This is a genomic window from Dickeya poaceiphila (genome assembly GCF_007858975.2).
Classification (GTDB): domain Bacteria; phylum Pseudomonadota; class Gammaproteobacteria; order Enterobacterales; family Enterobacteriaceae; genus Dickeya; species Dickeya poaceiphila.
On record NZ_CP042220.2, the window covers coordinates 4,299,176 to 4,317,154 of the forward strand.

Consider the following 17,979-nt stretch of genomic DNA (forward strand, 5'->3'; position numbering starts at 1 on the left):
GACCAATTCTCCAGCTAAACAACGGCGCTGACCGGCAGCGACATATCCTGACACTCCAGCCCCATCACCCGCAGCATACCTTGTGCCGCTTTACGACCATCAGCAATGGCGGTAACTACCAGATCAGCGCCGCGCACCACATCCCCACCCGCGAATACCTGCGGATGGCTAGTCTGGCAGGGGTGCTTGTCGCCAGGTTTAGTCGTCATAATGCAGCCCCAGCGATCCAGCTCGATATGGGCGTCCTGCAACCATGGCATGTTGTGTGTCTGGAAACCGAACGCCGTGATCACCGCCTCAGCAGGCTGCACGAATTCAGAACCAGCCACCGGTTTTGGCCGACGGCGACCGCTGGCGTCCGGTTCGCCCATTTCGGTACGAATCAGGCTGACTCCGCAGACCTCTCCGTCATCATTCAGGCAAATCTTGAGCGGTTGAACATTGAACAGAAACTCCACGCCTTCTTCGCGGGCATTTTTTACTTCTTTACGTGAACCCGGCATATTGGCTTCATCACGGCGATAGGCGCAGGTGACCGACACCGCCCCCTGACGAATCGAGGTGCGCAGGCAATCCATCGCGGTGTCACCGCCGCCCAGCACCAGCACACGCTTACCCTGCATCGACACATAAGGCTCATTGGGCAATTCAGGCAGCCCCATTACCCGCTTAGTGTTGGCTATCAGGAACGGCAGCGCGTCGTATACGCCGGGAGCGTCTTCGTTTTCCAGACCGGCTTTCATGGAACCATACGTCCCTACGCCAACAAACAGAGTGTCAAATTCTGCCAGCAACTGCGCCATACTAATATCCGTTCCCACTTCGGTATTAAGACGGAACTCGATCCCCATAGCGCTGAAGATTTCCCGACGCCGACTCAGCACTGACTTGTCCAGCTTGAAGGTCGGAATACCGAAGGTCAGCAACCCGCCAATTTCAGGGTGCCGGTCAAATACCACCGCTTGTACGCCGTGGCGTGCCAGCACATCGGCACAAGCCAGTCCAGCGGGGCCGGCACCGATGATGGCAGCCCGCTTGCCGGTGGGCTTAACCTGGCTGAGATCCGGCTGCCAGCCCATGCTCATCGCGGTATCGGTGATATAGCGCTCAATGTTGCCCACAGTCACAGCACCGTAACCTTTGCCTAGCGTGCAGGCACCTTCGCATAACCTATCCTGCGGGCAGACCCGGCCACAGACTTCCGGCAAGCTGCTGGTACGGTGCGACAGTTCGACAGTTCGACAGCATCGAGAATGCGTCCTTGCTGCACCAGTTGCAGCAAGGCGGGAATGTTATTATGCAACGGGCAGGTCCATTCACAGACGGCGTGCTGGCTGCAATGCAGGCAACGGCTGGCCTGATCGTGGGTGTGTTCAGCGCTGAAGCCGTGATAGATCTCGCCAAAAGTGGTCACGCGTTCTTCCAGCGATTTTTTCACCGCATCCCGGCGCGGCCAGTTTTTATGCTTATCCAGCGGGTGACACGCTATTTCGGCAAACGTAGGGACCGCGCGCGACGTTGACGTATCCGTTATGGCGGTTTGTGCCATACGCTGTTGTTTCTCCTGACGCTGCTTTTCTAGTGAGTGTTCACTTACAAGTTGAAGCGCCTGAGTTGGACACGCCTCCACGCAAGCCGGTCCTTCCGGACGACCACTGCAAAGATCGCATTTGTGGGCGGCGGCACCTTTAGCCTGCTTTTTGACGGTAATCGCGCCAAACGGACACGCCAGCACACAGGTTTTACAGCCGATACACTTTTCAGCAACCAGTTGAATGCCGCCCTGTTTTCTGACCAGCGCCTGCGTGGGACACACTTTCGCGCAAGGAGAATCTTCACAGTGGCGGCAGGTCACTGCGATATTGTGTTCTCCCAGATGAAACACCCTTATCCGGGGGAGAAAATCGTCCCTGTTTTCCGGATAACGCCCGTGATTATGGGAAATCACGCAGGCAATCTCGCAGGCATCACAGCCAATACAATCCTTTGCATTTGCGATAACAAACTGATTCATATCTTCTCCCGACATGTACCACATTGGGTGTATATATGACCCGCCAGTCATTTTCAGATGCCCCCTCATCGAACAAAGTAGGTGTGTACTCACTTAATTAATGAGGAGTGTCTGTTGTGATGGCAGGCTGCGTTGCGCCGAAATGACTTGCCGTGCGGGCGAAAAGTGACGAAAGCAGCCTGAGCGGGTCACTCAGAAAGTGATTTTGGAAGGGGGCTGCTACCTGTCTCGTCAGGAAAAAATAACAATCCCCTCAGTTACTGAGGTTTATCCTAGCGACTCAAGCCGATGTGAATCTTGATATAGAACAGATAAAGCGAGTTAAAAATAATCAAAACTTTTCATGCAGTTATCAAAAAATAAAATTGCAACCTGAAAGGGAAAACATTGGCTTTTCAATAAAAATATCAATCAACATGATACCGATAACGTTTATCCTGTATTTATAGTTCAAGACATTACGTTCGGTTGTCATATCAGAAAACCTGACTATGATTTGTTAATCATAATTAAAGAATATATACCCTAAATAATTTGAGTTGCAGGATAAAACACTTTGCGTTTTGAACAACCCAACGAGCTGGCCTTCAGGACAAAGATCATATAAGCCTTGTAACGCAGCAAGAGTGTGACAAATTCGTTGGGAACGAATTTGACCAGCCAACGTCTCCTCCGGTGAAAGACAGGATGTCTCTCATTTCACCCTGATGAGCTACTCAGGTAAGTAATTTGGGTGAACGACAAGGCTGCCGGGAGCAGAATTGAACACTGCTTGAAGCGACCAACGCGTTGCGTTGTTTAATATGCAAATGTTTTGCTCCGCCACTCGAACGCTTCGGAATCTATCAACGTGTTTGTTGACAGGAGTAAGTCATTCTCATGAATTAAGAACCATTCAAATAGATGTCATTGGCACAGCCAGTTTTGACACAAGAAACCTGGTTCGCCCCTGAAGTAAGCCGGATTGAGCAGTGGGTGAAGCGAGTAGTAGGTGAAGCGAATAGTAAGTGCTCTGCCGAGGTGAGAAATAACAAGTAAAATAGTTTATTGAATTAGATTATAAAAGTTATTTCTATTTTGATGATCATTAGTCATATTGAAACAAATAGTAATTATTGTTTTGTTTTGATGTCATTGTGATTTTTATCACAAAAAAATATTACTTCTTATGCGTTTATATACCGTTTAGGTTTTGTGTGCATCAAAGCTCAACTCCGTTTTTATTGATGATGGGTTTAAACATAGCTTGCTACTCTTTATTGCAGATTGAATATCAGCCTTGCGGATTGAACATCGGTTGAAAAGAAGCATTTTAATACTTAATTAAAAAATCTTTGTTATGCTCGTCTGCTAACGGTCAGAGGGGTGATATTATTAACGGCTTGTCATAATTGCTTTTCTACATGATGCTTCGCAAGGACTAAAGGAGTGGTTTCCCCTGACGTATTTATTCTCAAATCCGACTCCGATGGCGGGACAGCGATGCTACCTGAGCGTAAGGCCCGACATCATTCGCGTGGCAGAACACGACGTTCGCATGTTGAACAACGCAACGCGTTAGCCCCTTAGGGCAAGGTGAGTGACGAACGTTGTAATGCGGCCAGCGCACCTGCAACTTGAAATATGACGGGTATAAAGCATTAATCTCGCCACACCAACAACCATCGATTTAACCTGAGAGTGAATTTTTACATGGCTGATTTTCTACCTTTCTCACGCCCCGCGTTAGGTGAGGAAGAACTTGCCGCGGTCGAGCAGGTTCTTCGTTCCGGATGGATTACTACTGGCCCCAAAAATCAGGAACTGGAACAACAATTTGCTGCACTGACCGGTGCAAAACATGCGATTGCCGTCAGTTCTGCGACCGGCGGTATGCATGTCACCCTGATGGCATTGGGGATTGGCGCAGGTGATGAGGTCATCACGCCATCGCTGACCTGGGTTTCCACCCTGAACATGATTGTGCTGCTCGGTGCCGAGCCGGTGATGGTGGATGTGGACCGAGATAACCTGATGGTGACGCCAGAAGTGATTGAAGCGGCCATTACGCCCCGAACCAAAGCGATTATCCCGGTTCACTACGCTGGTGCGCCGGCAGATATTGACGCTATTCGTGATATTGGCCGTCGTCACGGCATCCCGGTGATTGAAGATGCCGCCCACGCTGCTGGCACCTACTATCGTGGCCGTCACGTCGGCGGCGAAGGTACGGCGATTTTCTCCTTCCACGCCATCAAAAACGTGACCTGCGCTGAAGGCGGTCTGGTGGTAACGGACGACGACGCGCTCGCCAACCGCATTCGCAGCCTGAAGTTCCATGGACTGGCCGTAGACGCGTTCGACCGTATGGTGCAAGGGCGCGCGCCACAAGCGGAAGTGGTATCGCCGGGCTTCAAGTACAACCTGCCGGACATCAATGCCGCCATTGCTCTGGTGCAACTGAACAAGCTGGCCGCTAACAACGCCCGTCGTGAAGCGCTGGCCCAACGTTATCTGCAAAAACTGGCGTCACTGCCGTTCCAGCCACTGTCATTGCCGTCATGGCCACATCAGCACGCCTGGCACCTGTTTATCATCCGGGTGGATGAAGCACGTTGTGGCATCGACCGTGACGGGCTGATGCAAGCGTTAAAAGAACGTAATATCGGCACCGGCCTGCATTTCCGTGCTGCTCATACCCAGAAATATTACCGTGAACGTTTCACCAATCTGCATCTGCCGAATACTGACTGGAACTCGGCGCGAATCTGCTCCCTGCCGCTGTTCCCGGATATGCATGATGAGGATGTGGACCGGGTAGTGGACGCATTAACTGAACTGGCGGGGAAACGCTGATGTCAGACATGGAAGCAATTAATAAAGTCTCGGTGGTGATCCCGGTCTTCAACGAGCAGGAAAGCCTGCCGGAACTGATTCGTCGTACTACCACCGCCTGTGAGCAACTGAGCCAGGATTATGAAATCCTGCTGGTGGATGACGGCAGTAGCGACAATTCGGCTGCGTTGCTGACCGAAGCAGCGCAAGCACCGGGCAGCCATGTGGTGGCGGTGATCCTCAATCGTAACTATGGGCAGCATTCGGCGATTATGGCCGGGTTCAGCCATGTGTCGGGTGATCTTATCATCACGCTGGATGCCGACCTGCAAAACCCACCGGAAGAGATTCCCCGGCTGGTGAGCGCGGCGGAGCAAGGGTACGACGTGGTGGGCACCATCCGTGAGAATCGTCAGGACAGCTGGTTTCGCAAAACCGCATCCCGCATGATTAACCACCTGATCCAGCGCACTACCGGTAAAGCCATGAACGACTACGGCTGTATGCTGCGCGCCTATCGCCGTCATATTATCGACGCGATGCTGCACTGCCATGAGCGCAGTACCTTTATCCCGATTCTCGCCAATACCTTCGCCCGCCGCACCACCGAAATTCTGGTGCGTCATTCCGAGCGTGAATTTGGCGATTCCAAATACAGCCTGATGAAGCTTATCAACCTGATGTACGACCTGGTGACCTGCCTGACCACCACGCCGCTGCGGTTGTTGAGCGTGGTGGGCAGCGTCATTGCGATTTCCGGTTTCACGCTGGCGCTGTTGTTGATTCTGATGCGTCTGTTTTTCGGCGCAGCCTGGGCGGCGGACGGCGTGTTTACACTGTTTGCCGTGCTGTTTTCCTTTATCGGCGCCCAGTTCGTCGGCATGGGGCTGCTTGGGGAATACATCGGACGGATCTACAACGATGTCCGTGCGCGTCCCCGTTATTTTATTCAACGTATTGTTGGCAATGATCCACGATTTTCTGAACAGGACAATGAAGAATGAAAGCTGTTGTTTTTGCCTATCATGATTTCGGCTGCGTGGGACTCCGCGCGTTGGTGGCTGCGGGTTATACCGTAGAAGCGGTGTTTACCCACGCGGATAATCCCGCGGAAAATCAGTTTTTTGGATCGGTAGCCCGTACCGCAGCGGAGCTGGGTATCCCGGTATTCGCGCCTGAAGACGTCAACCACCCGCTGTGGGTGGAGCGCATCGCCGCGATGTCGCCGGACGTGATTTTTTCCTTCTATTATCGTCACCTGCTGAGCGATGCCATTTTGCAAAGCGCGGCGCATGGCGCTTACAACCTGCACGGTTCGCTGCTGCCGCGTTATCGTGGCCGGGCGCCGCTGAACTGGGCGCTGGTCAATGGCGAAACCGAAACCGGCGTCACCCTGCACCGCATGGTGGCTCGCGCTGATGCCGGCAATATTGTGGCGCAGCAGCGTGTGACCATCGACGAGAACGATACTGCGCTGAGCCTGCATCGCAAGCTGCGTGATGTTGCTGAGCAGTTGCTGAAAGACAACCTGCCTGCTATCGCGGCAGGTAAAGCGAATGATATTGCGCAAGATGAGAGCCAGGCCACCTATGTGGGCCGTCGTACTCCGGAAGATGGCCGTATTGAATGGCAGAAACCGGCGCGTGCGCTGTACAACCTGGCGCGTGCGGTCACCGAGCCGTGGCCGGGCGCGTTCAGCTTTGTCGGTACCAGCAAGTTCATCATCTGGCAGGCGAAAGTACGTACTGACTTTGCCGCCGCCAAGCCAGGCACCGTACTGAGCACCTCACCGTTAGTGGTTGCTTGCGGCAGCGATGCGCTGGAGATTGTCACCGGTCAGGGCGACAACGGTATTTATCTGCAAGGCGCACAACTGGCTCAAAGCCTGGGTCTGGTGACCGGCGCGATTCTCAACAACTCGCCGGTGGTGAGTGTTAAACGCCGTACCCGTGTGCTGATTCTCGGTGTGAACGGCTTTATCGGCAACCACCTGACTGAGCGTCTGTTGCAGGAAGACAACTACGAAGTATTCGGTCTAGACATCAGTTCCGATGCCATCGAACGTTTCCTCGACAACCCGCGTTTCCACTTCGTGGAAGGGGACATCAGCATTCACTCAGAGTGGATCGAATACCACATCAAGAAATGCGACGTGGTGCTGCCGCTGGTGGCGATTGCCACGCCTATCGAATATACCCGCAACCCGCTGCGTGTGTTCGAGCTGGATTTCGAAGAAAACCTGAAAACCATCCGTGACTGCGTGAAGTACAAAAAACGCATCATTTTCCCGTCCACCTCCGAGGTGTACGGCATGTGTACCGATCCGGTGTTCGACGAAGACAACTCTAACCTGATCGTCGGGCCTATCAATAAACAGCGTTGGATTTACTCGGTATCTAAACAGCTGTTGGACCGCGTTATCTGGGCTTACGGCGAAAAAGAAGGGCTGCGTTTCACCCTGTTCCGCCCGTTTAACTGGATGGGACCGCGTCTGGACAACCTGAACGCCGCGCGTATCGGCAGTTCCCGCGCTATCACCCAGTTGATCCTGAATCTGGTGGAAGGTTCGCCGATCAAACTGGTGGACGGTGGTCGTCAGAAACGCTGCTTTACCGACATCAAAGACGGTATCGAAGCGCTGTTCCGCATCATCGAAAATAAAGATGGCAAGTGCGACGGTCAGATCATCAACATCGGTAACCCGGAAAACGAAGCGAGCATTCGTCAGCTGGCGGAAATGCTGCTGGAGAGCTTCGAGAAACATCCACTGCGTAGTCAGTTCCCGCCGTTCGCCGGTTTCCGCGAAGTAGAAAGCAGCAGCTACTACGGTAAAGGCTATCAGGATGTGGAGCATCGTAAGCCCAGCATCCGCAACGCCAAGCGCCTGTTGCACTGGCAGCCGACCATCGAGATGGAAAAAACCGTGGCGGAAACCCTGGACTTCTTCCTCCAGACCGTTGAAACCGGCCGATTCAGTCAGGACAGCGAATGAGAAAAGTAGGGTTACGGATCGACGTTGATACCTGGCGCGGCACGCGGGTGGGGGTGCCCCGCCTGCTGGAGTTGCTGGACGTCTATGGCGTCCGGGCCAGCTTTTTCTTCAGTGTCGGACCTGACAACATGGGGCGCCATCTCTGGCGCCTTATCCGCCCAGTGTTTTTATGGAAGATGCTGCGCTCACGCGCAGCATCGCTGTATGGCTGGGATATCCTGTTGGCAGGCACCGCCTGGCCGGGCAGAGTGATTGGCCGCGGCTTACCAGACCCTATCCTCGCCGCATCCCGACGACACGAAGTGGGACTGCACGCCTGGGATCATTTCGCCTGGCAAACCTGGGCCGGGGTGTGGGATCAGGCAAAAATGGAACAGCAGATCCGGTTGGCCTACGAAGCGTTACAGTCGATTACCGGCGAACCGGTGATGTGCTCGGCAGTGGCCGGCTGGCGCGCGGACCAAACCGCGGTAGAAGCCAAACAGCAGTTTGGCTTTCGCTACAACAGCGATTGTCGCGGCACCGCGCCGTTCCGCCCACTGCTCAACGACGGCAGCACAGGTACGGTACAGATTCCAGTCACACTTCCCACCTGGGATGAGGCAGTTGGCCGGGAAACCAGCGCTGCCGACTTCAACCGCTATATTCTGGATAAAATTCATCAGGATAAGGGAACGCCGGTCTATACCATCCATGCCGAAGTAGAAGGGATTGTGATGAGCGATCAGTTCAGCGAACTGTTGGCGCTGGCGGAACAGGAAGGTATTCGTTTTTGTCCGCTCAGTGAATTGCTGCCGGACGACACCACTACATTGCCGGTCGGACGCGTGGTGCGGGGTTCCCTCGCCGGACGCGATGGCTGGTTGGGATGTCAGCAGACCGTGGAGGCGGCCTGATGAAATACGCACGTCAAACAACGCTATGGCTGGCGTTGTTACTGCTCTACTACTTCATTCCCCTCAATGGCCGCTTATTATGGCAACCGGATGAAACCCGCTACGCGGAAATCAGCCGGGAAATGCTGGCAGGCGGCAACTGGATTGCCCCACATTTTCTGGGAATTCGCTATTTTGAAAAACCGATAGCCGGTTACTGGGTGAATAACATCGGCCAGTGGCTGCTGGGAGACAATAACGCTGGCGTGCGCGCCGGTTCAGTGTTCTCCATTTTGCTCACAGCAGCGCTGATTTACTGGCTGACTCAGCGATTGTGGCAACAACGGCGTACCTCACTGCTGGCGATGGCTATCTACCTGAGCTGTTTTTTGGTTTACGGCATCGGTACCTATGCCGTGCTCGACCCTATCGTCACGCTGTGGCTGGCGGCGGCGATGTGCAGCTTCTGGGGAGCCGCACAGGCTACCACTCGCACCAGCAAGGTCGGCGGCTATTTGCTATTGGGTGCGGTATGCGGCATGGGCTTCATGACCAAGGGCTTTCTGGCGCTGGCAGTGCCGGTGATTGCCGTGCTGCCATGGGTCACGCTGGAGCGGCGCTGGAAAGAGGTGCTGCTTTACGGCCTGCTGGCGATTATCAGTGCGGTAGTGGTGTCGCTACCGTGGGCGCTGGCCGTAGCGCGTCAGCAACCGGATTTCTGGCACTATTTCTTCTGGGTTGAACATATTCAGCGCTTCGCCGATTCCAAAAATGCCCAGCACAAAGCGCCGTTCTGGTACTACCTGCCGGTGTTAATCGCAGGCGTACTGCCGTGGCTGGCGTTGCTGCCGTCGTCACTGCTGCAAGGCTGGCGTGAGCGACGTCAGCAAAGCGGTGCATTCTATCTGCTGGGTTGGGTAGTGATGCCATTCCTGTTTTTCAGCATCGCCAAAGGGAAACTACCGACTTACATTCTGCCTTGCTTCGCGCCGCTGGCGATCCTGATAGCCAGACGCGCCACCACCTTGCTAAGCCCGCGTGTGCTAACCATCAACGGCTGGATCAATCTGGCGGTGGGTGTGCTGTGCGCATTAATAGTGGGATTGGTGCTGGCACCGTGGGGATTGTCGCATCGCCCACTCTATCAGCCACAGGAAAGCGCCAAGGTAGTGTTGGGTGTCGTGGCGTTTCTTTTCTGGGGGCTGATCGGCTGGTGGACATCGCGCCATTCGGCGACTCGCTGGCACTGGGCTGCCGTTTGCCCACTGGGCATTGCGTTGCTCGTGGGTATGGCAATCCCTGAACGGGTAATGGAAACCAAGAATCCACAGTGGTTTGTGCGTAGCGTAACATCACAGCTCTCTCAGAGTCGCTATATTCTGGCAGACAGCGTGGGCATAGCTTCCGCTATCGCCTGGGAACAAAAACGCAGCGATATTCTGATGTACGACAATTCAGGTGAACTGGAATATGGTTTATCGTATCCAGACAGCGCTAATCGCAAGGTGTCTGCCGAAGCCTTTGCCGATTGGCTGGCAGCGCACCGCCGTGAAGGCAATGTATCGCTGGTGCTGATTTTCTCTTCGGAAACTGATCCGATCACCGGAGTACCGCCAGCGGATTACACTGACAGGAAAGGGCGTATCGCCTTGCTGTGGTACCGTCAGCAATGATTAATTACCTGCTGATTCTACTGGTCAGTTTATTGACCTGCGCTGGTCAGCTTAGCCAGAAACAGGCCGCCAGTTGGCAGGGCGGCCATCGCTCACGTCGCACTCATATTTTATTGTGGATGGGGGTCAGCCTGCTGCTGTTGGGTCTGGCGATGGTGATATGGCTGGCGGTGCTACAGCGAGTGGCGGTGAGCGTGGCCTATCCGATGCTGAGCCTGAATTTTATTCTGGTAGCGCTGGCGGCACGTTGGCTATGGCAGGAAGCCATTAGCCTGCGCCAGTCGGTCGGCATTGTGCTGATTGTGGTTGGTGTCATATTGATGGGAGGAAGTTCGTGAAAGGCTATGGATGGGCGTTGTTGAGTGTGGTGCTGGTCAGTGCAGCACAATTGTCGATGAAATGGGGGATGTCTCAGTTACCCTCACTGACGGAACCGCTGCCGTTTATGTTCGCTATGCTGGTGTTGCCTATTGCAGCATCAGCGGTGTTGGTTGGGCTGGCGGCGTATGCTTTTTCTATGCTGAGCTGGTTTAACGCCCTGCGTTTTCTACCGCTAAGTCGGGCGTACCCATTGCTGAGCCTCAGTTATGTGCTGGTCTGGGGACTGGCGGTGGCGTTGCCTGTCTTTCCCGATACGTTTAGTACCGGCAAGCTGCTGGCTATCGCGTTAATTATTGCTGGCGTATGGCTGGTATGTAGCCGGCAAGCCTCGCGTCTGGAAGACGAATCTTGAAGATTGCCTGAAATGTGATGCCGGGCGCCAGTTTCTCTTCTCCATTTCTTACATCCCGGTTATCGTTTCTGACTTTTACTCACTGAGATCTTGCTATGACCTTACATATTCGTTGGGCGGTGCAGCGGGATTCTGCCACCATCCTGAATTTTATTCGTGAACTGGCTGAATATGAAAAAGCGCTCCACGAGGTAAAGACCAATCAACAAGAAATTGAGCAAACGTTGTTTGGTGAAGGTGCATCCACCGAGGCGCTGATTTGCGAATGGAACGGTGAGCCAATCGGATTTGCGGTGTTCTTTACCAGTTACTCCACCTGGCTTGGGCGCAATGGCATTTATCTGGAAGATCTCTATGTATCACCGCACTGTCGCGGCCAGGGCGCCGGCAAGGCATTGCTGAAATATATTGCGCGTCTGGCAGTTGAACGCGGTTGTGGACGGCTGGAGTGGAGCGTACTGGACTGGAACCAGCCCGCCATCGACTTCTATGACAGTTTGGGCGCCGCGCCGCAAAACGAGTGGATTCGTTACCGTCTGGAAGGCGACAGCCTGCTACAGGCAGCTCAGGAATAACCTACATTATTCGCAGAGCAAAAAAATAGGCGATGAAATACCTGTAACTTGTTACGGATAACACCTGACATTGGCAGTGACTGAACGCCAGTCGCAATAATCAATAATGTTGCTGGCGAGCAGTCAGTTTTCAAACGGTAAAATGGCCTTGTCCTGCTGATACAAGGCCGAATCAGAAAGTACTATGTGGTTCGAGAAAGTACTATGCAGCTCAGAAAGTACTAGGCGGTGGCCTTGATTTCACCACGTGCTAGTTGGTCGCGCTCCATAGATTCAAACAGCGCCTTGAAGTTACCTTCGCCAAAACCATCATCGCCATCCCGCTCAATAAATTCAAAGAACAGTGGGCCTATCAAGGTTTCTGAGAAAATTTGCAGCAGCAGCTTTTTCTGCCCATCGCGGGTATTACCGTCAATAAGAATGCCGCGCTCCCGTAAAGCGTCGGTATTACGTCCATGCTCAGGCAAGCGTTCCTCCACCATATGGTAATAGGTATCGGACGGTGCAGTCATCAACGGTAACCCAGCCTGACGCAATTGATCAAGAGTCGTCAGAATATCGTCGGTTTGCATCGCAATATGCTGGATGCCTTCCCCATTAAAACGGCGCAGAAATTCCTGAATTTGTCCGTTACTGCCTTCCGCTTCCTCATTTAATGGAATACGAATTTTACCATCTGGCGCTACCATGGCTTTAGAATGTAATCCGGTATATTCACCGGCAATATCAAAATAACGAATCTGCTGAAAATTAAATATTCGGGTATAGAATTCAGACCAATAATCCATTCTTCCCTGATAGACATTATTAGTCAGATGATCGATGGTGTGCAGACCAAATCCCTTCGGATTTCTTTCCACACCAGGAATAAATGAAAAATCGATATCAAAAATATCCATATCAACATGATATTTTTCAATAAAATAAATTTTCGAACCACCAATTCCCTCAATTACCGGCACCAGAATTTCCCCTGGTTTTGCCGTCTGCTCTGCTGGTTTGGCGCCGGACGCAAGCGCCTGCTCATAAGCCTGAAGCGCATCTTTGACATAAAAACCGACACCACAGGCTCCTGCGCCATGCTCTTGCAAAAACGTTCGTGGAAAACCCTTGGTAGTATTATTAACAAGGAAATTAATATTGTTCTGTCGAAAGAGTGAAATATCACGGTGGCGATGGTATGCGACACAGGTAAATCCCAGCGAAGCGAATAACGCAGAGAGCGCTTCCGGAGTATCGGTAACAAACTCGATAAAAGCAAATCCATTCAAATCGAGCGGGTTGGCAAATGATTCTGTCATATTATTTCCTTTGTCCATAAAGGAGGGCGCATAAAAAAACCAGAACCAGACTGGTTAAAATAAATATAGCGTCACCAGTCATTTTCTGATAACAATTTTTTCTTATTAAAAACACAATAAACAAATACAAAGTAATTTCTATTATCACTATTTATTTATGATGAAAGTAAAAAATAATGGATTCATACCCAAAATAATTCGAGTTGCAGGACAACACGCTAGCATGTTGAACAACGCAACGCGCTGGCCCGAAGGGCGAGGCCCATTGATGGGCCGAGTAACGCAGCCAACACACCGGCAACCTGAAGTATGACGGGTATAGCTGTTCGGATTAGAAGCACTGACAGTTGCTGATGTAGGTTGGATTGTTAAAAATATCATTACGATAGGTGCCTCTGCTGCCTGCACCTATCCGTGATACGGTTTTGGACGGAATGCAGGCAAAAGCGAGGCAGCTAGCCACCGGGAGATGACTTTCTATTTTACTTCCCAATACAAAAACTGGAAAAAATTCGCCCCAGCAGATCGTCGGAGGTGAATTCACCCGTGATTTCACTTAACGCCTGCTGTGCCAGTCGAAGTTCTTCGGCCAGCAGTTCACCAGCGTAGGCACTGACCAGTTGTTCGTGGCCTTGCTGCAGATGCTGCGCTGCTTGTTCCAGCGCCTGCAAGTGACGACGGCGCGCCAGGAAGCCCCCTTCGGTGTTGCTGGTAAATCCCATGCTTTGTTTGAGGTGGTCACGCAGCAGGTCTACACCGTCACCCGTTCGGGCGGAAAGGCGGATAAGTGAGTAAGTACCCACATCCTCCATGCCCAATGGCTCGCAGGTAACATCCGCTTTGTTACGCACAACGGTTATCGGTAACCGACTCGGTAGCCTCGCCATGAATTCCGGCCAGATAGCCGCCGGTTCTACCGCATCAGTGGTGGTGCCATCCACCATAAACAATACCCGGTCGGCCTGCTCGATTTCCTGCCACGCCCGCTCAATACCGATACGTTCTACTTCGTCGCTGGCTTCGCGCAGCCCGGCGGTGTCAATGATATGCAGCGGCATACCATCAATGTGAATATGCTCACGCAGCACATCGCGCGTGGTGCCGGCGATATCGGTGACGATGGCGGCATCACGCCCGGCCAGCGCATTCAGCAGACTGGATTTACCGGCGTTGGGTCTCCCGGCAATCACCACTTTCATTCCTTCTCGCAACAGGCTGCCCTGGCGCGCTTCGCCACGTACGACTTCCAGATCGCCTATCACCGCATTGAGCATGGCCTCAATTTTGCCATCAGAAAGGAAATCAATTTCCTCATCGGGGAAATCGATCGCTGCTTCCACATAGATTCGAAGGTGAGTGAGTGCTTCCACCAGTTGATGAACGCGGGAGGAAAAGACACCTTGCAGCGAGTTGACGGCGGAACGGGCCGCCTGCTCAGAACTGGCGTCGATCAAATCAGCAATCGCTTCAGCCTGCGCCAGATCCAGTTTATCGTTCAGAAATGCTCGTTCAGAAAACTCGCCGGGGCGAGCGATGCGCACGTCAGGCAGCGCCACCACCCGTTTGAGCAGCAAGTCGAGAATAACCGGGCCGCCGTGCCCTTGCAGCTCCAGCACGTCTTCGCCGGTAAAGGAGTTCGGGCCGGGAAACCACAGGGCAATGCCTTGATCGAGTACGCTGCCGTCAGTGTCATGAAAAGGCAGGTAATCGGCGTAACGCGGTTTAGGCAACTTACCCAGCACAGCCTGCGCCACATCGGCAGCGCGGCGGCCAGAGATGCGCAAAATACCTACGCCGCCGCGTCCCGGCGGGGTGGCTTGGGCAACGATGGTGTCGGTATGGCTCATGGTGTTCTCTCTGCATTCTCGCCTGTTTTCAGGCGTTGTTACGGGGGTAAAAAATAAGGCGGTCAATGACCGCCTCATAATGAGATTGATTGGGCAATCAACCGGTTACTTTTTCTCGCGGCTGTGCAGCCCGCGTTTTTCCAGCCCGCGGTAAATCAGCTGCTGCTGAGCGATGGTCACCAGGTTGCTGACGATATAGTACAGTACCAGACCTGACGGGAACCACAGGAAGAACACGGTGAAGATCACCGGCATGTAGGTCATGATCTTCTGCTGCATCGGGTCGGTAACCGTGGTCGGCGACATCTTCTGAATGAAGAACATGGTCAGACCCATCAGGATCGGCAGCACATAGTACGGGTCCTGTGCCGACAGGTCATGAATCCACAGTGCGAACGGCGCGTGGCGCAGTTCCACCGAGCCCATCAGCATGTAGTACAACGCCAGGAAGATAGGCATCTGGATAACCAGCGGGAAGCAGCCGCCCAGCGGATTCACTTTCTCCGCCTTGTACAGCGCCATCATCTCCTGGCTCATCCGCTGTTTGTCGTCGCCAATACGCTCGCGCATCGCCTGCAGTTTCGGTTGCAGCATACGCATTTTCGCCATCGAGGTGTACTGCGCTTTGGTCAGCGGGTACATGATGCCGCGCACGATAAAGGTAATAGCGATGATGGAAAAGCCCCAGTTGCCGATAAAGCCGTGCAGGAACTTCAACAGCTTGAACAGCGGTTGGGAGATGAACCACAACCAACCGTAATCAACCGTCAGGTCCAGATGCGGTGCAACCGTTGCCATTTTATCCTGAATTTCCGGGCCAACCCACAGGGTGGCGTTCAGGTTCTGCTGGCTACCCGGCTGTACGATAACCGGTGTGGTCTTAAAGCCGATAGCGGCTAAGCCATTGCCAAGGTTAGCGCTGTAAAACGTATTGCTCGCAGCAGCGTTTGGCACCCAGGCGGTAGCGAAATACTGTTGCAGCATCGCAACCCAGCCACCCTGTGTGTTGATGTTCAGGTTCTCTTTCATATCGCTAAAGCTGTATTTGCGATATTTATCGTCGCTGGAAGAGAACGCTGCACCACGGTAAGTGTGCAGAGCAAAGTTATTGCTGCCGGTATCGCGGTGTGACGGCAAATCGATAGACTGCTTCAGTTGGCCGAACAAGGTCAACTCCAGCGGCTGAGCACTGGCGTTATTAACGCTGTATTCCACGTTCAGCGCATATTCGCCGCGTTTCAGCACGAAGGTTTTGGTGAAGCTGACGCCGTTGGCATCGGTGTAAGTCAACGGAATACGCAGTTCATTCTGGCCGGCGGCCAGTTCAAAACGATCCGCCGGCGCAGTGTACAACGGGCGTGAACCGTTAGCCGGATTGTCCGGGCCGTTTTTACCGGTCAGGCCGCTCTGTGCCTGATAAGTGAAGGCTGGCGTGGTTTCCAACAGTTTGAACGGCTGGTTGGAACCCAGTTCTGCCGGGTAAGCCAGCAGATCGGCTTCTTCGATGTCGCCGCCGCGGGTGTTGATGTTCAGCGACAGCACGTCGGTTTTAACCGTGATCAGTTTACCCTGACCGCTGGCAGGTACGCCCTGGTTGGCTGCATCGCCTACAGCGCCATTCGCCTGTTGCGTGGTCTGGGTGGTCGCGGGTGGATTTTTGTCCGTTTCCCACTGCTGCCAGATCATGAACGTCACGAATAGCAGAGCGATGACAAGAAGATTGCGTTGCGAATCCATCGTTAGTGTTCTCTGTTATTGTCGGGTTTTGGCGGTACGGGATCATCACCACCAGGGTTCAAAGGGTGGCATTTTAATACGCGTTTGAGCGTCAACCAACAGCCTTTTATCATGCCGAACCGGCGTATTGCTTCAATGCCATATTGGGAGCACGACGGCTGAAAGCGGCAGTGCGGTCCAAGTAGCGGACTGATAAAGCGTTGATACCCGCGTATCAGTCCGATCAGCAGGCGTGAGCCAAACGACAGTGACGGCGCCATAATTTTTCCAACGCTTCCGTTAGCGTACGGTTATCCAGTTCAGACACCCCTTTTTTGGCGATGACGACAAAATCCATCGCGGGCAGCTCGTGTTGACGCAAACGAAAACTTTCACGTGTCAGGCGCTTGATACGATTACGTTCATGAGCCCGTCTGACGTGCTTTTTTGCGACGGTAAGACCAATACGAGGGTGTCCCAGCGTATTTGGGCGACCGAGGATGGTTATCTGCGGCGTACCGGCCCGTTGTGGCTGCTGGAAGACGAAAGAGAAATGGCTGGGAGTTAACAGACGTAACTCCCTGGGAAAAGCGAGCGTAACCACTCGAAGGGTTAGCTTTTATTACTTGGAAACAGTCAGACGAGCACGGCCTTTCGCACGACGGCGGGCCAGAACCTGACGACCATTTTTAGTGGCCATACGAGCACGGAAACCGTGGCTACGGTTACGCTTCAATACGGACGGTTGGAAAGTGCGTTTCATGGCGATTTCTACCTAAACTTGATTTAAGACTTCACAGTAAACGCGTTTGGCTACTCGGCGTGAAAAATGACCGACGCCTCTACCGCATAATAAAGAGGCGGGATTGTAATAATTGTACAGCCCAGAGTCAATTAACATCCGCACTTTACCCGCCTGAAACTTCCCGGTTGTCCCGGATTTTTCGTTTGATCAGCACAGAAAACAGGCTGCTCAGCACAGAAAACAGGCGCTACGCGCAGGCCGGGAATTATACGGACTCTGCGCTAAAGCGCAAGGATCTACCGGCGATCCAGTCAACGGGATCATGATCCGCGTCACCTCTGATCGTTCTAATTCCGTTTATGCTTAACATCCATAAGGGATCTATAGGCTGATTGTGGGTAACCGCATGGATATCCCGCCAGAAAAGCCGATTTTTGCGCATAGCATAAGAAGAGCCTGTGGATAAAAAGGATCGAAACTGTGCAGAAAGGGGAGATCTCTTTCGTGGTTTAGGTTATGATCCGCCGTCCCGCTAGCGATCCCTGTAATCAGGATCGTCACGGTAAAGCCGCCTTCCGCGCGGCGCACCCCGGCGCTGCCGTGTCCATGCGTAGCTGGGTGCCTGAAAAATCATGAGTTACATAACTAACATCTGTTCCTTTTCTTGATTGACCTTGTTCGAGTGGAGTCCGCC

At 53.1% G+C, this 17,979-nt stretch carries 14 protein-coding genes and 1 pseudogene; 8 read left to right on the plus strand and 7 right to left on the minus strand.

The annotated features are described in order from the left end of the window. Positions 1-14 precede the first annotated feature (14 nt). Positions 15-2,014 (minus strand): annotated as a pseudogene (gene aegA, locus Dpoa569_RS19325) (formate-dependent uric acid utilization protein AegA). A gap of 1,692 nt (positions 2,015-3,706) precedes the next feature. Here aegA and arnB point away from each other — a divergent pair. The 8 genes from arnB (at position 3,707) to Dpoa569_RS19365 (ending at position 11,676) form a co-directional block, all read left to right on the plus strand. After that, the gene (gene arnB / locus Dpoa569_RS19330; protein ID WP_042873658.1) at positions 3,707-4,849 is read left to right on the plus strand and encodes a UDP-4-amino-4-deoxy-L-arabinose aminotransferase; all 1,143 of its coding nucleotides are present in this window, start codon (positions 3,707-3,709) and stop codon (positions 4,847-4,849) included. Next, the gene (arnC, locus tag Dpoa569_RS19335) at positions 4,849-5,832 is read left to right on the plus strand and encodes an undecaprenyl-phosphate 4-deoxy-4-formamido-L-arabinose transferase (RefSeq protein ID WP_042873660.1); all 984 of its coding nucleotides are present in this window, start codon (positions 4,849-4,851) and stop codon (positions 5,830-5,832) included. Before arnB ends, arnC begins: the two co-directional genes overlap by 1 nt. Beyond that, positions 5,829-7,820: a bifunctional UDP-4-amino-4-deoxy-L-arabinose formyltransferase/UDP-glucuronic acid oxidase ArnA gene (gene arnA / locus Dpoa569_RS19340; protein WP_042873662.1), complete on the plus strand. Its 1,992-nt coding sequence runs from the start codon at positions 5,829-5,831 to the stop codon at positions 7,818-7,820. The genes arnC and arnA overlap by 4 nt, the downstream gene beginning before the upstream one ends. Continuing rightward, on the plus strand, positions 7,817-8,716 hold the full coding sequence (arnD, locus tag Dpoa569_RS19345) for a 4-deoxy-4-formamido-L-arabinose-phosphoundecaprenol deformylase (RefSeq protein WP_042873664.1): 900 nt from the start codon (positions 7,817-7,819) through the stop codon (positions 8,714-8,716). The genes arnA and arnD overlap by 4 nt, the downstream gene beginning before the upstream one ends. Beyond that, the gene (gene arnT, locus Dpoa569_RS19350) at positions 8,716-10,368 is read left to right on the plus strand and encodes a lipid IV(A) 4-amino-4-deoxy-L-arabinosyltransferase (RefSeq protein ID WP_042873665.1); all 1,653 of its coding nucleotides are present in this window, start codon (positions 8,716-8,718) and stop codon (positions 10,366-10,368) included. The genes arnD and arnT overlap by 1 nt, the downstream gene beginning before the upstream one ends. Beyond that, positions 10,365-10,706 carry a 4-amino-4-deoxy-L-arabinose-phosphoundecaprenol flippase subunit ArnE gene (gene arnE, locus Dpoa569_RS19355; RefSeq protein ID WP_050569523.1) on the plus strand — a complete coding sequence of 114 codons (342 nt, stop codon included), beginning with the start codon at positions 10,365-10,367 and terminating at the stop codon, positions 10,704-10,706. The genes arnT and arnE overlap by 4 nt, the downstream gene beginning before the upstream one ends. Continuing rightward, entirely contained in the window at positions 10,703-11,101 is a 399-nt protein-coding gene (gene arnF / locus Dpoa569_RS19360) for a 4-amino-4-deoxy-L-arabinose-phosphoundecaprenol flippase subunit ArnF (protein ID WP_042873667.1), read from the plus strand. The genes arnE and arnF overlap by 4 nt, the downstream gene beginning before the upstream one ends. A 95-nt stretch (positions 11,102-11,196) precedes the next feature. Then, entirely contained in the window at positions 11,197-11,676 is a 480-nt protein-coding gene (locus Dpoa569_RS19365; RefSeq protein ID WP_042873669.1) for a GNAT family N-acetyltransferase, read from the plus strand. Positions 11,677-11,897: 221 nt separating this feature from the next. Here the strand turns inward: Dpoa569_RS19365 and hppD are convergent, their stop codons facing one another. From hppD to rpmH, 6 genes are all read right to left on the minus strand, one after another. Continuing rightward, a complete protein-coding gene (gene hppD / locus Dpoa569_RS19370; protein WP_042873671.1) occupies positions 11,898-12,977 on the minus strand; it encodes a 4-hydroxyphenylpyruvate dioxygenase in 1,080 nt (359 codons plus the stop codon). Between the two features lie 482 nt (positions 12,978-13,459). Beyond that, the gene (mnmE, locus tag Dpoa569_RS19375) at positions 13,460-14,824 is read right to left on the minus strand and encodes a tRNA uridine-5-carboxymethylaminomethyl(34) synthesis GTPase MnmE (protein ID WP_146411691.1); all 1,365 of its coding nucleotides are present in this window, start codon (positions 14,822-14,824) and stop codon (positions 13,460-13,462) included. A 105-nt stretch (positions 14,825-14,929) separates the two neighbouring features. Continuing rightward, positions 14,930-16,561 (minus strand): membrane protein insertase YidC, encoded by a 1,632-nt coding sequence (yidC, locus tag Dpoa569_RS19380; RefSeq protein ID WP_042873674.1) that lies wholly within the window; start codon positions 16,559-16,561, stop codon positions 14,930-14,932. Positions 16,562-16,563: 2 nt separating this feature from the next. Continuing rightward, a complete protein-coding gene (yidD, locus tag Dpoa569_RS19385; RefSeq protein ID WP_012886807.1) occupies positions 16,564-16,821 on the minus strand; it encodes a membrane protein insertion efficiency factor YidD in 258 nt (85 codons plus the stop codon). Continuing rightward, complete coding sequence (gene rnpA / locus Dpoa569_RS19390) at positions 16,785-17,144, minus strand: ribonuclease P protein component (RefSeq protein ID WP_012886808.1); 360 nt, start codon at positions 17,142-17,144, stop codon at positions 16,785-16,787. Before rnpA ends, yidD begins: the two co-directional genes overlap by 37 nt. An 18-nt stretch (positions 17,145-17,162) precedes the next feature. Further along, positions 17,163-17,303 carry a 50S ribosomal protein L34 gene (gene rpmH, locus Dpoa569_RS19395; RefSeq protein ID WP_000831330.1) on the minus strand — a complete coding sequence of 47 codons (141 nt, stop codon included), beginning with the start codon at positions 17,301-17,303 and terminating at the stop codon, positions 17,163-17,165. Positions 17,304-17,979 lie beyond the last annotated feature (676 nt).

Coding starts and splice junctions, on each gene's coding strand:
- arnB (WP_042873658.1), top strand. CDS start 3,707: ATGGCTGATTTTCTACCTTTCTCACGCCCCGCGTTAGGTGAGGAAGAA.
- arnC (WP_042873660.1), top strand. CDS start 4,849: ATGTCAGACATGGAAGCAATTAATAAAGTCTCGGTGGTGATCCCGGTC.
- arnA (WP_042873662.1), top strand. CDS start 5,829: ATGAAAGCTGTTGTTTTTGCCTATCATGATTTCGGCTGCGTGGGACTC.
- arnD (WP_042873664.1), top strand. CDS start 7,817: ATGAGAAAAGTAGGGTTACGGATCGACGTTGATACCTGGCGCGGCACG.
- arnT (WP_042873665.1), top strand. CDS start 8,716: ATGAAATACGCACGTCAAACAACGCTATGGCTGGCGTTGTTACTGCTC.
- arnE (WP_050569523.1), top strand. CDS start 10,365: ATGATTAATTACCTGCTGATTCTACTGGTCAGTTTATTGACCTGCGCT.
- Dpoa569_RS19365 (WP_042873669.1), top strand. CDS start 11,197: ATGACCTTACATATTCGTTGGGCGGTGCAGCGGGATTCTGCCACCATC.
- hppD (WP_042873671.1), bottom strand. CDS start 12,977: ATGACAGAATCATTTGCCAACCCGCTCGATTTGAATGGATTTGCTTTT.
- mnmE (WP_146411691.1), bottom strand. CDS start 14,824: ATGAGCCATACCGACACCATCGTTGCCCAAGCCACCCCGCCGGGACGC.
- yidC (WP_042873674.1), bottom strand. CDS start 16,561: ATGGATTCGCAACGCAATCTTCTTGTCATCGCTCTGCTATTCGTGACG.
- yidD (WP_012886807.1), bottom strand. CDS start 16,821: ATGGCGCCGTCACTGTCGTTTGGCTCACGCCTGCTGATCGGACTGATA.
- rpmH (WP_000831330.1), bottom strand. CDS start 17,303: ATGAAACGCACTTTCCAACCGTCCGTATTGAAGCGTAACCGTAGCCAC.